Annotated in this window: 14 protein-coding genes; 10 read left to right on the top strand and 4 right to left on the bottom strand. The window is 67.3% G+C overall.

Going from position 1 to position 12,695, the window contains the following annotated elements; genetic code table 11:
* Positions 1-24 precede the first annotated feature (24 nt).
* The gene (locus Ga0080574_RS07290; RefSeq protein WP_076696553.1) at positions 25-1,167 is read right to left on the bottom strand and encodes an alkane 1-monooxygenase; all 1,143 of its coding nucleotides are present in this window, start codon (positions 1,165-1,167) and stop codon (positions 25-27) included.
* 118 nt (positions 1,168-1,285) lie between these two features.
* Positions 1,286-2,332, bottom strand: a complete 1,047-nt coding sequence (mutY, locus tag Ga0080574_RS07295; protein WP_076696555.1) for an A/G-specific adenine glycosylase — start codon at positions 2,330-2,332, stop codon at positions 1,286-1,288.
* 84 nt (positions 2,333-2,416) lie between these two features.
* On the opposite strand from mutY, the gene Ga0080574_RS07300 reads away from it, so the two are divergent.
* The 6 genes from Ga0080574_RS07300 (at position 2,417) to Ga0080574_RS07325 (ending at position 7,670) form a co-directional block, all read left to right on the top strand.
* Positions 2,417-2,923, top strand: a complete 507-nt coding sequence (locus Ga0080574_RS07300; protein WP_076696557.1) for a DUF721 domain-containing protein — start codon at positions 2,417-2,419, stop codon at positions 2,921-2,923.
* Positions 2,924-2,964: 41 nt separating this feature from the next.
* Positions 2,965-3,621, top strand: coding sequence for a DsbA family protein (locus tag Ga0080574_RS07305; protein WP_076696559.1), 657 nt, complete (start codon positions 2,965-2,967; stop codon positions 3,619-3,621).
* 139 nt (positions 3,622-3,760) lie between these two features.
* Positions 3,761-4,438: an SURF1 family protein gene (locus tag Ga0080574_RS07310; RefSeq protein WP_076696562.1), complete on the top strand. Its 678-nt coding sequence runs from the start codon at positions 3,761-3,763 to the stop codon at positions 4,436-4,438.
* Complete coding sequence (gene thrC, locus Ga0080574_RS07315; protein WP_076696564.1) at positions 4,439-5,827, top strand: threonine synthase; 1,389 nt, start codon at positions 4,439-4,441, stop codon at positions 5,825-5,827. It begins immediately after the preceding gene.
* Entirely contained in the window at positions 5,824-7,086 is a 1,263-nt protein-coding gene (locus Ga0080574_RS07320) for a M16 family metallopeptidase (RefSeq protein WP_076696566.1), read from the top strand. Before thrC ends, Ga0080574_RS07320 begins: the two co-directional genes overlap by 4 nt.
* Entirely contained in the window at positions 7,086-7,670 is a 585-nt protein-coding gene (locus tag Ga0080574_RS07325; RefSeq protein ID WP_076696568.1) for a GNAT family N-acetyltransferase, read from the top strand. Before Ga0080574_RS07320 ends, Ga0080574_RS07325 begins: the two co-directional genes overlap by 1 nt.
* Before the next feature lie 6 nt (positions 7,671-7,676).
* Here the strand turns inward: Ga0080574_RS07325 and Ga0080574_RS07330 are convergent, their stop codons facing one another.
* Positions 7,677-8,102: a helix-turn-helix domain-containing protein gene (locus tag Ga0080574_RS07330; protein ID WP_076696570.1), complete on the bottom strand. Its 426-nt coding sequence runs from the start codon at positions 8,100-8,102 to the stop codon at positions 7,677-7,679.
* Positions 8,103-8,174: 72 nt separating this feature from the next.
* Here Ga0080574_RS07330 and Ga0080574_RS07335 point away from each other — a divergent pair, with 72 nt between their 5' ends.
* The 3 genes from Ga0080574_RS07335 to Ga0080574_RS07345 all read left to right on the top strand — a co-directional run bounded on the left by Ga0080574_RS07335 (position 8,175) and on the right by Ga0080574_RS07345 (position 11,177).
* Positions 8,175-8,684 carry a DUF2938 domain-containing protein gene (locus Ga0080574_RS07335; RefSeq protein ID WP_076696572.1) on the top strand — a complete coding sequence of 170 codons (510 nt, stop codon included), beginning with the start codon at positions 8,175-8,177 and terminating at the stop codon, positions 8,682-8,684.
* Positions 8,685-8,813: 129 nt separating this feature from the next.
* Positions 8,814-9,638: an MBL fold metallo-hydrolase gene (locus tag Ga0080574_RS07340; RefSeq protein WP_076696574.1), complete on the top strand. Its 825-nt coding sequence runs from the start codon at positions 8,814-8,816 to the stop codon at positions 9,636-9,638.
* 123 nt (positions 9,639-9,761) lie between these two features.
* Entirely contained in the window at positions 9,762-11,177 is a 1,416-nt protein-coding gene (locus Ga0080574_RS07345) for an FAD-binding oxidoreductase (RefSeq protein ID WP_076696576.1), read from the top strand.
* Positions 11,178-11,265: 88 nt separating this feature from the next.
* Here the strand turns inward: Ga0080574_RS07345 and Ga0080574_RS07350 are convergent, their stop codons facing one another.
* Complete coding sequence (locus tag Ga0080574_RS07350; protein WP_076696578.1) at positions 11,266-12,069, bottom strand: lytic transglycosylase domain-containing protein; 804 nt, start codon at positions 12,067-12,069, stop codon at positions 11,266-11,268.
* Positions 12,070-12,439: 370 nt separating this feature from the next.
* On the opposite strand from Ga0080574_RS07350, the gene Ga0080574_RS07355 reads away from it, so the two are divergent.
* Complete coding sequence (locus Ga0080574_RS07355; protein WP_076696580.1) at positions 12,440-12,652, top strand: Flp family type IVb pilin; 213 nt, start codon at positions 12,440-12,442, stop codon at positions 12,650-12,652.
* Positions 12,653-12,695 lie beyond the last annotated feature (43 nt).

A 12,695-nucleotide genomic window follows, 5' to 3' on the forward strand; every position in this document is an offset into this window, starting at 1 on the left:
ACGCCCAGAGCAGCGCGCGGCCTCTCAGCTCGCCCGGCCCGGCATCGGGGTGCTGGCGCGATTATAGGGCTTCCAGTCCTCGATGTCGGGATACCAGGCCTTGCGCCAGGCCCTGACCTTCGGGTTCATGATCCGGCGCCAGAGCGGCGGCACCATCGCTGCCATGGTCATGATCGGATAGCCATAGGGCAGCTGCGGCGCCTCGCGCTCCTCGTAATTCTGCAAGAGCGGAAAGCGGCGGTCGGGCTTGTAATGGTGATCGGAATGGCGCTGAAGATTGATCAGCAGCCAGTTCGTCGCCGTATGTGCCGAGTTCCAGGAATGGTGCGGCTTCACATGCTCGTATCTGCCGTCGCCCAGATGGCGCCGGGTCAGCGCGTAATGCTCCACGTAATTGGTCAGCTCGAGCTGCCAGATCGCCACCCCTGCCTGCACGACAAAGAACAAGAGCCCCGACCAGCCGGCCAGCAATATCGCCAGTGCCAGCATCGCCAGTTGCAGGGCCGCGTATTTCCAGAACGGGTTGCGCCGGTGCCACCAGGGCAGCTTGCGCCGCGCCAGCATGGCCGCCTCGGCGCGGAAGGCCGAGGCCGGGCATTCGCGCAGCACGCGCGGATAATAGCGGTGGAACCCCTCGTTATAGCGCGCCGTCACCGCGTCGCGCGGCGTGCCAACCCAGACGTGATGCACCAGCAGATGCTCCGAGCGGAAATGCGAATAGAGCACCATCGCCAGCAGCCAGTCGGCAAGGTTGCGCTCCAGCCGGTTCGACTGATGCAGCAGCTCATGGGCATAGACGATGCCCACCGTGCCGGTCATCACGCCGGTGCCGAACATCACGCCGAATTTTTCCCAGCCGTTCAGGTGATCGCTGTGGCCAAGATACCAGATCAGCGCGTAGAGCGTCACGAACTGCACCGGCGCCCAGAGCATCACCCCCAGCCGGTACCAGAAGAGCCGGCTTTCCTCGGTCTGCGGATCGGCACTTTCCTTGTTGAGCCCCAGCGCAACGTCCAGCGCCGAGAACAGATACCAGGTCGCGAGCGGCGGCAGCAGCACCCAGAGCCCGCCCCTGACCGCGCCCAGCATTACCAGCGGCGGCAGGATATAGGTGAGCCAGAAGGGCATCGCCGCGGTGACGCGGGCGACCTTGTCCGAAGAGATCATGATCCGTCTCCGTTTGCGCGATCCGATGCGCGTTCCGGGGGGAGCTTACTCCTGCGACCGGAGCGCGTCACGAGACGATCCGCCGCATTTCCGAGGTTTTGAATCGGAAAAACCGCGCTCAGCTTCCGCGCGCCAGATCGTAGGCCTTGCGCATCACCGTCGGCAGGTCGGAGGGGCTGAACTCCGCCAGCTCGACGAACTCGCCGCGCGTCGCGGGGCGGTCCATCGGCACCAGCGCGGTCTTGACCGTCAGGCGCAGGTGGAAATGCGTGAAGGTGTGGCGCGCCTCGCCGGGGAGCGTCTTCCATTCGGCCCGGATCGGCGGCGCCTCCCCGGGCGCCTCGTTCCACTCGCTGCCGGGCCAGCCCAGCATGCCGCCGAGCAGCCCCTTGTCGGGGCGGCGTTCGAGCAGCCAGGCACCATCCACCCGGCGCACCAGATAGGCGATGCCGAGCCGCGTGGGCTTGCGCTTCTTGGGTGCCTTCTTCGGCAGTTCCGCCGCCGTGCCCGCCTCCCAGGCGGCGCAGGAAGGCCGCCACGGGCAGAGCCCGCAGGCCGGGTTGCGCGGCGAGCAGATCGTGGCGCCAAGATCCATCACCGCTTGCGCATAATCGCCGGGCCGTTGCTGCGGCGTCAGCGCGGCGGCCATGTCGGTCAGCACCGGCTTGGCCTGCGGCAGCGGCGTGTGCTCGTCATGCAGCCGCGCCATGACCCGCTCGACATTGCCGTCCACCACCGTGGCCGGCAGGTCGAAGGCGATGGCGGCGATGGCGCCCGCCGTATAGGGGCCGATGCCCGGCAGGCCCAGCAGCCCCTCGTAGCTGTCGGGAAAGACGCCGCCATGCTCTTCGGCCACGGCGCGGGCGCATTTCAGCAGGTTGCGGGCGCGGGCGTAATAGCCGAGCCCGGCCCAGGCGGCCATGACATCCGCATCCGCCGCCGCCGCCAGATCCGAGACCGTCGGCCAGCGCGCGGTGAAGGCCTCGAAATAGGGTTTGACCGCCGGCACGGTGGTCTGTTGCAGCATGATTTCCGAAAGCCAGACGCGATAGGGATCGGGGCGCATCCCCGCCGCGCGGGCGCGCGGTCCGACCCGCCAGGGCAGATCCCTTGCGTGGCGGTCGTACCAGTCGAGCAAATCCGTGGCGCGGGCGGTTTCACGCAAATCTGACATTCCCTTGATTGGATGATTCCGGGCTGGCGCCCGCAGGCGCGCCCACTAGAATAGCGCCACAGAGAGGGATTCAAGATGAAACGGCGCAGCACGACCTACGGCTTTGCCCAGACCGGGGGGCTTCTGAAACAGAACATCCGCCGCGCCAGCGAAAGCCGTGGCTTTGCGCAATCCCGTGTGCTCACCCATTGGGAAGAGATTGCCGGGGCCGAGATGGCCGCGATCTCGCGCCCGGTGGAGATCGGCTATGGCCGCGGCAGTCTCGGTGCGACGCTGACGCTGCTGACCACCGGCGCCAACGCGCCGCTGCTGGAGATGCGCAAGGAAGAGCTGCGCGAGCGGGTCAACGCGATCTACGGCTATAACGCCATCGCCCGCATCCGCGTCACCCAGACCGCCGCCACCGGCTTTGCCGAGGGCCGCGTCGCCTTCGAGCATCGCGCCAAGCCAAACACCAAACCCGCCCCCACGCCGGAGATCGTCGCCGAGGCGCATACCGCCACCGAGGGCGTGACCGACGAGGGGCTGCGTCAGGCGCTCGAACGGCTGGGCGCAAACGTGATAACCAAATCGCAACGCTGACGGCCCGCCGCGCGGGCGAGCGAAGACAAGAAGGAAGACAGATGAAGCGTATCCTGACCACCGCCGCGCTCGCGGCCGTTCTTTCCGCCGGCGGCTCCTGGCTCGCCGTCCCGGGCGGCGCGACCCTGCCCGGCGCCGCCAGCGCACAGGAGGCCGCCGAGGAGGTCACGGTCACCGACATGACCCTCGGCGATCCCGACGCGCCGGTCGAGGTGATCGAATACGGCTCGTTCACCTGCCCGCACTGCGCCGCCTTCGAAGACGAGGTGTTCCCGCAGATCAAGGAAAACTATGTCGATACCGGCAAGGTGAAGTTCACCTTCCGCGAGGCCTATTTCAACAAGTTCGACATGTGGGCCTCGCTGATGGCGCGCTGCGGCGGCGAGATGAAATATTTCGGCATCGTCGACATGATCTATAGCGGTCAGGACGACTGGGCGCGCAAGGGCAGCGAGGCCGAGGTCGCCGACGCGCTGCGCAAGATCGGCCGGCTCGCCGGCATCGAAAACGACGCGCTCGACGCCTGCATGAGCGATGGCGAACAGCTCAAGGCGCTGGTCGGCTGGTATCAGGCCAATGTCGAGAAAGACGGGTTCAACTCCACCCCGTCCTTCGTGATCGACGGCGAGCTCTACACCAACATGTCCTATTCCAAATTCGCCGAGATCCTCGACGAGCGCGTCGCGGCGGCGGAGTAAGACGACACTTCCGGACCGGCCCACCGGTCCGGTTTTGCCCAAAACACCAAGGGCGCGCGTGCCGCAGGGCATTCGCGCCTTGATACCCCCCACATCCCCGCGATAAAGCAGGCGTCACATTCACCCCTGCGGAGCCCGCGTGACCCGTTTCATCGCCCCCCTGCTTTTCGGCCTCATCGGCGCCGGCATCCTTGTCTGGCTCGGCATCTGGCAGATGCAGCGGCTGGAGTGGAAACAGGGCGTGCTGGCCGAGATCGAGGCGCGGATTTCCGGCGACCCCGAACCGCTGCCGGTGATGATTTCCCCCGAAGAGCAGCGCTATCAGCCGGTGGAGCTCAGCGGCGAGATCCTTCCCGGAGAGGTCCGCGTGCTTGTCAGCCAGAAACAGATCGGCGCCGGCTACCGCATCGTCTCGCCCTTCCGCACCGAAGACGACCGGCTGATCCTGCTCGACCGCGGTTTTACCCGCGACGAGTTCAAGGACACCCCGCGCCGTATCGGCCCGGCGGAGGTGCAGGGCAATCTGCACTGGCCCGACGACCGCAATTCCGCGACGCCCGAGAACGACGTGGCGGCGAATATCTGGTTCGCCCGCGATATCGGCGCCATGGCCGAAGAGCTGGGCACCGAACCGCTGCTGGTCATCGCGCGCGCCACCGATCCGAAAGATCCCGAGATCGACCCGCTGCCGGTGGACACCAGCGGCATCCCGAACGATCACCTGCAATATGCCATCACCTGGTTCTCGCTGGCCGTGGTGTGGCTGATCATGACCGCCTATTACATCGCGCGGCAGAGAAAGACCGGAGAGACCTGAATGCGCTACATCTCCACCCGCGGCCAGGCGCCGTCGCTGAGCTTCGAAGAGGCGATGCTGTCCGGGCTGGCCCGCGACGGCGGGCTCTACGTGCCCGAGACCGTGCCCGAGATGTCCAAAGACGATATCCGCGCCCTGCACGGGCTGAGCTATGAGGAAACCGCGTTTCGCGTGATGCGGCCCTTTGTCGGCGACAGCTTTTCCGACGAGACTTTCGGCGATCTGATCGCCAGGGCCTATGCGGGCTTTGGCCACAACGCCCGCGCGCCCATGGTGCAACTGGCGCCGGGACATTTCCTGCTGGAGCTGTTCCACGGGCCGACGCTGGCGTTCAAGGATTTCGCCATGCAGCTCATCGGCCAGCTCTTCGAAGAGGCGCTCACCCGGCGCGGCGAGCGCGTGACCATCGTCGGCGCCACCTCCGGCGATACCGGCTCGGCGGCGATCGAGGCCTTCAAGGGGCTGGACGCGGTGGATGTGTTCATCCTCTTCCCGCATGGCCGCGTCTCGGAGGTGCAGCGCCGCCAGATGACCACGCCGCCCGAGGCCAATGTGCACGCGCTGGCGCTCGACGGACATTTCGACGACTGCCAGGCCAAGCTCAAGGACATGTTCAACGATTTCGCCTTCCGCGACGAGGTGCGGCTGGCGGGCGTGAACTCGATCAACTGGGCGCGGGTGCTGGCGCAGGTGGTCTATTACTTCTCCGCCGCCGTGTCGCTGGGCGCGCCCGACCGCAAGGTCAGCTTCACCGTGCCCACCGGCAATTTCGGCGATATCTTCGCCGGTTACATCGCCAAGAAGATGGGCCTGCCCATCGACCGGCTGGTGGTCGCCACGAACCAGAACGACATCCTGCACCGCTGCCTCTCATCGGGCGCTTATGCCAAGGGCGAGGTCATCCCCTCGATCAGCCCGAGCATGGACATTCAGGTCAGCTCGAATTTCGAACGCGCCCTCTTCGACGCTTACGGGCGCGACGGCAATGCCGTGGCACAGCTCATGGACGAGCTGAAGGACGGCGGCTTCAACGTCAGCCAGGGTGCGTTGCAGGCCCTGCGCGAGCATTTCGAGAGCGGCCGCGCCTCGGAAGAGGAAACGCTGGCCACCATCGCAAAGGCGCATGCCGCCATGGGCGAGCTGCTCTGCCCGCATTCCGCCATCGGCGTGAAGGTGGCCGAGGAGCACCGGGTGCCCGACACCCCGATGATCACGCTGGCCACCGCGCATCCGGCGAAATTCCCCGATGCGGTGGAAAAAGCCAGCGGCATCCGCCCGCCCCTGCCCGAGCGCATGGCCGATCTCTTCGACCGCCCCGAGCGCGTCACCCGCGTCGCCAACGATCTCGGCGCGCTGGAAACCCTCATCCGGGAGCGTCTTGCCAAGTGACCGTAGAACTCACCACCCTCAAGAACGGCCTGCGCATCGTCTCCGAGCCGATGGACGGGCTGCAATCGGCCTCGCTCGGCATCTGGGTCACCGCCGGCGGCCGCAACGAGCGGCTCGAACAGAACGGCGTTGCGCATTTCCTCGAACACATGGCCTTCAAGGGCACCAAGACCCGCAGCGCCCTGCAGATCGCCGAGGCCATCGAGGATGTGGGCGGCTATATCAACGCCTACACCTCGCGCGAGGTGACCGCCTATTACGCCCGCGTGCTTGAGAACGACACCAGGCTGGCGATGGATGTGATCTCCGACATCCTGCTCAACCCGGTGTTCGACGGGCGCGAGATCGAGACCGAGCGCCATGTGATCCTTCAGGAGATCGGCCAGGCGCTGGATACCCCCGACGACGTGATCTTCGACTGGTTGCAGGAGCGCGCCTATCAGGGCCAGCCGCTGGGGCGCACAATCCTCGGCGAGGCGGCAAATGTGCGCGGCTTCGGGCGCGAAGATCTCGAAACCTTCGTCACCGAGCATTATGGGCCGGATCAGATGATCCTGTCGGCGGCGGGCGCCGTCGATCACGCGGCGCTGGTGGAACAGGCCGAGGCGATCTTTGGCGATCTCGCGCCGCGCCGGGCCGCCGAGCCCGAGCCCGCCCGCTTCATCGGCGGCGAGACCCGCCACGAGAAGGCGCTGGAACAGGCGCATTTCGCCCTCGCCTTCAACGGGCCGGGCTATCGCGATCCGGAGTTCTACACCGCGCAGATCTACGCCATCGCGCTCGGCGGCGGCATGTCCTCGCGCCTCTTCCAGGAGATCCGCGAGAAGCGCGGGCTCTGCTACACGATCTTCGCCCAGACCGGCGCCTATGCGGATACCGGGCTGACCACGATCTATGCCGGCACCAGCGGCGAGGAGCTGGCCGCGCTGGCGGGGCTGACCATCGACGAGATGAAGCGCGCCGCAGACGATCTCAGCCCCGAGGAAATCGCCCGTGCCCGCGCCCAGATGAAGGCCGGGCTGCTGATGGGGCTGGAAAGCTCGTCTTCCCGCGCCGAGCGCATGGCGCGCATGGTGCAGATCTGGGGCAAGGTGCCGCCCATCGAGGAAACCGTGGCGCGGATCGACAACGTCACCACCGGCGACGTGCGGCTCTTTGCCGAGGACATGGCGGCGCGCGCCCCGGCGGCGCTGGCGCTTTACGGGCCGGTCGGCGGCGCCCCGGGGCTGGAGGCGTTGCAGGCCCGCCGGGCGGCGTGATGCTGGCGAGGCGGCGCAAGCTCCGGCTCGACACCGAGCGGCTGGTGCTGCGCCCGCCGCAGCACGGCGATTTCACCCCCTGGGTGACGCTGCGCGTGGAAAGCCGCGGCTACCTGACACCGTGGGAGCCCTCCTGGGCGCCCGATCACCTCACCCGCCGCGCCTTCACCAACCGGGTCTACTGGGCCAACCGCTCCATCGCCGGCGGCACGGCCATACCGCTCTTCATCTTCCGCCGCGAGGACGAGCAGCTCCTGGGCGCCATCACCCTCGACAATATCCGCCGCGGCCCGGCGCAATCGGGCGTGCTTGGCTACTGGACCGGCCAGCCCTATGCGCGCCAGGGCTATATGCGCGAAACCATCGCGGCGCTGGTGCATCACGCCTTCGAACGGCTCGACCTGAGCCGGATCGAGGCCGCCTGCCTGCCGGAAAACGTCGCCTCGCGCGGGCTGCTGGAGCGCTCGGGCTTCAAATACGAGGGCGTGGCGCAGAGCTATCTCCAGATCAACGGGCGCTGGCGCACCCATGTGCTTTATGCGGCGCTGCGCGGCGACCGGCGCGGCAAGACCCAGGTGGGCTGAGCCCGCCTAGTCCACCGCCCTCGCCGCCGCCCGCCTGCGCCGCGCCGCATGGGCGAGCGCCACGCGCATCAGCCGGCGAAAGCTCGGACATTCCAGATGGCTGGGCGCGGTGCAGCGCGCGGTATGGCGCAGCCCGTCGCGCAGCGCGGTCAGCTCGCGGATGCGCAGATCCAGCGCATCGGCCTTGTCGAGCAGCCGCTCGCGCGCAATCGCCGGCGCCTCGTGATCGCGCAGGATCTCGGCGATCTCCGCCAGCGAGAACCCGGCGATCTGCCCGAGCGAAATCAGCGACAGCCGGGTGAGCACATCGGGCTCGAAGATCCGCCGCAGCCCCCGCCGCCCGGCGGAGCGGATCAGCCCCTGCTCCTCGTAATAGCGCAGCGTCGAGGCGGGAATGCCGCTCTGTCGCGCGACCTCGGCAATGTCGAGCATGGGCTTGACCTCAAGTTGACTTGAAGTGGCATATCGGCAGGCATCGCCTGATTCTGCAAGGAGCCCGTCACGATGCCGACCCCCGCCCCCAACCTTCTCACCCTGCTCTTCTCCGCCCTGATCCTGGGCATCGGCGCGACGCTGGTCATGGATCTGACCGCGCTTGTCCGCAAACGCGTGCTGGGCATATCCGGTCTCGACTACGCACTTCTGGGCCGCTGGCTGGGCCATCTGCCCCGGGGCCGGCTGATCCATCGCCCCATCGCGCAAAGCCCGCAGATCCCTAGCGAGCGCGCCCTGGGCTGGGCGCTGCACTATGTCACCGGTATCGCCTTCGCCGCGCTGTTTCTCTGGCTCGTCACGCCCGGCTGGCTCGCGGCCCCGACGCCGCTTCCCGCGCTCGGCTTCGGGTTGCTGACACTGGCCGCGCCGTTTCTGCTGCTCCAGCCCTGCCTCGGCGCCGGGCTCGCGGCGCGCAACACACCCGCCCCCTGGATCGCCCGCCGCCGCAGCGCGGTCAGCCATCTCTCCTTCGGCGCGGGCCTCTGGCTCACCGGCCTCGCCATGACGCTGCCCGGCTGACGCGGCCCCGGCCTTCATCTTTCCGAAAAATACTCCCCCTGCGGCGCACCGCGCCGCACCAACGCAAATGTCAGATGCGCGGCGCGGTTTCCCTGCTAGGCTGGACCCACGCAACAAGGAGACCCGCCCATGCTGCGCCTCGGCCTGATCCTGAGCCTGCTGCTGACCGCCACCCTGCCCGCGAGCGCACAGCAGCAGAGACGCCCCTCTCATTGCATCGCCATCGCCGATGCCGACCCCGGGCTGCGCTACTTGCACAAGGCCGCCTGGACCGATCCGGTGCCCGAGTACTCGGTGCGCATCCAGTATATCGCCCATGCCAGTTTCCTGATACAGACCCGCGGCGGGCTGGAGGCGGTGACCGATTACACCGGGTTCATCGGCAATACCGAGCTGATCCCCGATATCGTCACGATGAACCACGCCCACGGCACCCACTGGACCGCCAATCCCGACCCGGCGATTCCGCATGTGCTGCCCGGCTGGGGCGCGTTCGGCGAAGGCATCGAGCATCATCTGGATCTCGGTGAAATGCTGGTGCGCAATGTCTCGACCGATATCCGCTCGGCCATGGGCGGGGTCGAGGAGAAGGGCAATTCGATCTTCGTCTTCGAGGTCGAGGGGCTCTGCATCGGCCATCTCGGACACCTGCACCACGAGCCGAACGACGCGCAATACGCGGCACTTGGGCGGCTCGATGTGCTGATGGTGCCGGTGGATGGCGGCTATACCATGGGGCTCGACGCCATGGTGCGGGTGGTGGAACGGCTGAAAAGCTCGGTCATCCTGCCGATGCACTGGTTTTCCGGCCAGTCGCTGAGCCGGTTTCTCGACGATGTCTCCGATACATTCGCCATCGACCGGCGCAGCGGGGCCGAGCTGGTGGTCAGCCTGCGCGACCTGCCGCCGCGCCCGACCGTGGTGGTGCTGCAACCGGCCTGGGTGCGCGACTGATCCGGCCCCCGCGCCGCAAATTCTTTGAAAAGAATTTGCAAATCTTTTCATAAAAAGATTTGCGCCGCCCGCCCCTTGGCATCGCTACAAAACCGGACCACTCTGCCGCCGAGAGGACCGACCATGACCCTGACCCCCGCCGATGACGGCTTTGCCGAGCGTCTTGCATCCAGCCTGCCAGACAACACCCTGCGCCGCGCCGAGCCGCGCTATCTCGAGGAACCGCGCGGGCGCTGGCACGGCTGCTCAGGCTGGGTCGCCCTGCCCCGCAGCACCGATGAGGCGTCGACCATTCTGCGCGCCTGCAACGACGCGCGCGTTGGGGTCCTGCCCTTCGGCGGCGGCACCGGGCTGGTCGGTGGCCAGATCGCGCCGGAAGGCCCGGCGCCGCTGCTGATCTCTCTGGAGCGCATGAACGCGATCCGCGCCGTCTATCCGCAGGAAAACGTCGCGCTCGCCGAGGCCGGCGCGGTGCTTTCCGATGTGCAGGAGGCCGCGCGCGAGGCCGGGCGGCTGTTTCCGCTCTCCCTCGCCTCGGAGGGCACCGCGCGCATCGGCGGGCTGCTGGCGACCAATGCCGGCGGCGTCAATGTGCTGCGCTACGGCAATGCCCGCGACCAGGTTCTGGGGCTCGAGGCGGTGCTGCCGGACGGCACGATCTGGCACGGGCTGAAACGGCTGCGCAAGGACAATACCGGCTACGATCTGCGCAACCTGCTGATCGGCGCCGAGGGCACGCTGGGCCTGATCACCGCCGCCGCGCTGAAGCTGGCGCCGATCCCCGCCGCCACCGGCACCGCGCTCTTTACCGTGGCAGGCCCCGCCGCCGCGCTGGAGCTGCTGGCCATCGCCCGCGACCAGCTTGGCGAGGGCATCAGCGCCTTCGAGCTGATCTCGCGTCAAGGGCTCGACTTTCTGACCGAGGCGCTGCCGGAGCTGCGCCAGCCCTGGCCGGAGCCGCCGGACTGGTGCGTTCTGGTCGAGCTGGGGCTGGCGCGCGGTCTAGACCCGGAGGCAGCGCTGGAAGAGCTTTTCGCCGCCGGGCTGGAGGCGGAGCTGGTGAGCGACGGGATCGTTGCGCAGTCCGAGCAGCAGCGTCAGGATTTCTGGGCGATCCGCGAGCGTATTCCCGAGGCCAACCGGGTCATCGGCGCCATTGCCTCGCACGATATTTCGCTGCCGCTGGGCGCGGTGCCGGAGTTCATCGCGCGTGGCGCGCCGGTGCTGGCGCGGCTGGGGGAGTTCCGGATCAACTGTTTCGGCCATCTCGGCGACGGCAACCTGCATTACAATGTCTTTCCCGCGCCGGGCCGGCGCCGCGAGGAGCATGTCAACCAGCGCGACGAGATCAAGCATGCGGTGCACGATCTGGTGCATGAGATGGACGGCTCGGTGAGCGCCGAGCACGGCATCGGCCGACTCAAGGTCGAGGATCTGGAGCGCTATGGTGATCCGGCGAAGCTTGCCGCGATGCGCGCCATCAAGGCGGCGCTGGATCCGCGGGGCATCATGAACCCCGGCGCGGTGCTGCGCGGCTGACCGGCGCCTCTGCCCGGGCGTCCTGCCGGGATGGAGAGGGCGCTGGAGTATTTATAGAAAGATGAAAGCCCGGGCTGCGCGTGCCGGGTCAGTTGGCGGCGAGGCGAAACACGCAGCCGTCGGAGATCAGCTGCGGCGGGGTCAGGCAGAGGCCCCGCGCCACGCTGAAGGCGGCCAGCACCTTGGGCACGTAATCGCGGGTTTCCGCATAGGGCGGCACGCCGTCGTGTTTGGGGATCGAATTCTCGCCGGCATTGTAGCCGGCCAGCACCAGGATCGGGTCGCCGTCGAAGGTCTGCATCAGGAAGTCGAGAAACGCCACGCCGCCGCGGATATTGTCCGCCGGGTCGAAGGCATCCTGCACGCCGAACCGTTCGGCGGTGGCCGGCATCAGCTGCATCAGCCCCTGCGCGCCGGCGCCGCTCACCGCATCGGCGCGCCCGCCCGATTCCACCGACATCACCGCCAGCGCAAGCACCGGCGAGACACGGGTGCCCACGGTGGATTTCAGCAGCTCGATCCCGTGCGCCTGCGCCAGCCCCTGGAGATCCTGGAGACGCGGCGCGGCCACGCCGCGCCCCTGTGGCGGGGTCGAGAGCTTGACCAGCGCCGGCTCCAACCGCCCTGGCCCGCTGGCCGCGAGCGTCGGAGAGACCGTTTCCCAAAACCACGGGAAGGAGCCCTCGCCGCTGGCGCGGCCGGAGGGCGCGGCCGCGCTTGCCGCCGAGGCGGGCGTCGGCGCAGGCCCCGGGGCGATCTGCACGGTGATGCGCTTTTTTGTGCCCGGTTTCGGCGGCGTCACGCGCTTGGCGGAAAACTCCGGAAAGGGCGGCGGGGAGTCGGCCGGCAGCGCGCCGGCGCAGAAAACGGCCATCAGGGCCGTGAAACCCATCGTTCGGAACATCGCTTGACCTGCCTCTGGTCTGTTCTCTTTGCCCCAATCTGACACAAAGGCCGCTTTTGGCCAATATCGTTGCCGCAATCGGCACGCCGCCGTGCCATTTTCGCCGGAAAGCAGCGTCCAAAACGCAAATATTCCGAAAAGAAGATTTTTAAAATAATATTTTTCAAGGACTTGCAGGAAGATATCCGAAATTTCCGCCGAACTACAAAATCAAACCAATTGTGCCCAATTCCTGCCTGATTCCGGGGGCTATATCTGCTCATACCGCAGCGGGACGGGGCAATGAGAGAGGCCCACACAACGCTCCGACGCGGTGATGTGAGCAACAGAAGACAACATCTTACCTACGGAGAGAGACATGCTGAACTTCATCAAAAACTTCCGCAACGACGAAGACGGTGCTGTGACGGTTGACTGGGTCGTGCTGACCGCAGCCGTGGTCGCCATGGCGATCGGCGCCTACACCACCATCGCCGACAACTCCGAAGCGATGATCTCCGCTGCCGGCGGCGCCATCCAGACCGAAGGCACCAGCCTGTTCGGCACCGGCTACACCGCCCCGGCCGACTAATCGGCTACGAAATTCTCCGCCGGACCGGCCAGTGCCGGCCCGG

Origin of the sequence: Salipiger abyssi (assembly GCF_001975705.1) — a bacterium.
Lineage (GTDB): Bacteria > Pseudomonadota > Alphaproteobacteria > Rhodobacterales > Rhodobacteraceae > Salipiger > Salipiger abyssi.

Bases quoted from the DNA above. Each gene is read 5' to 3' on its own strand.
- Ga0080574_RS07290 (WP_076696553.1), bottom strand. From the start codon at position 1,167: ATGATCTCTTCGGACAAGGTCGCCCGCGTCACCGCGGCGATGCCCTTC.
- Ga0080574_RS07300 (WP_076696557.1), top strand. From the start codon at position 2,417: ATGAAACGGCGCAGCACGACCTACGGCTTTGCCCAGACCGGGGGGCTT.
- Ga0080574_RS07305 (WP_076696559.1), top strand. From the start codon at position 2,965: ATGAAGCGTATCCTGACCACCGCCGCGCTCGCGGCCGTTCTTTCCGCC.
- thrC (WP_076696564.1), top strand. From the start codon at position 4,439: ATGCGCTACATCTCCACCCGCGGCCAGGCGCCGTCGCTGAGCTTCGAA.
- Ga0080574_RS07325 (WP_076696568.1), top strand. From the start codon at position 7,086: ATGCTGGCGAGGCGGCGCAAGCTCCGGCTCGACACCGAGCGGCTGGTG.
- Ga0080574_RS07330 (WP_076696570.1), bottom strand. From the start codon at position 8,102: ATGCTCGACATTGCCGAGGTCGCGCGACAGAGCGGCATTCCCGCCTCG.
- Ga0080574_RS07335 (WP_076696572.1), top strand. From the start codon at position 8,175: ATGCCGACCCCCGCCCCCAACCTTCTCACCCTGCTCTTCTCCGCCCTG.
- Ga0080574_RS07340 (WP_076696574.1), top strand. From the start codon at position 8,814: ATGCTGCGCCTCGGCCTGATCCTGAGCCTGCTGCTGACCGCCACCCTG.
- Ga0080574_RS07345 (WP_076696576.1), top strand. From the start codon at position 9,762: ATGACCCTGACCCCCGCCGATGACGGCTTTGCCGAGCGTCTTGCATCC.
- Ga0080574_RS07350 (WP_076696578.1), bottom strand. From the start codon at position 12,069: ATGGGTTTCACGGCCCTGATGGCCGTTTTCTGCGCCGGCGCGCTGCCG.
- Ga0080574_RS07355 (WP_076696580.1), top strand. From the start codon at position 12,440: ATGCTGAACTTCATCAAAAACTTCCGCAACGACGAAGACGGTGCTGTG.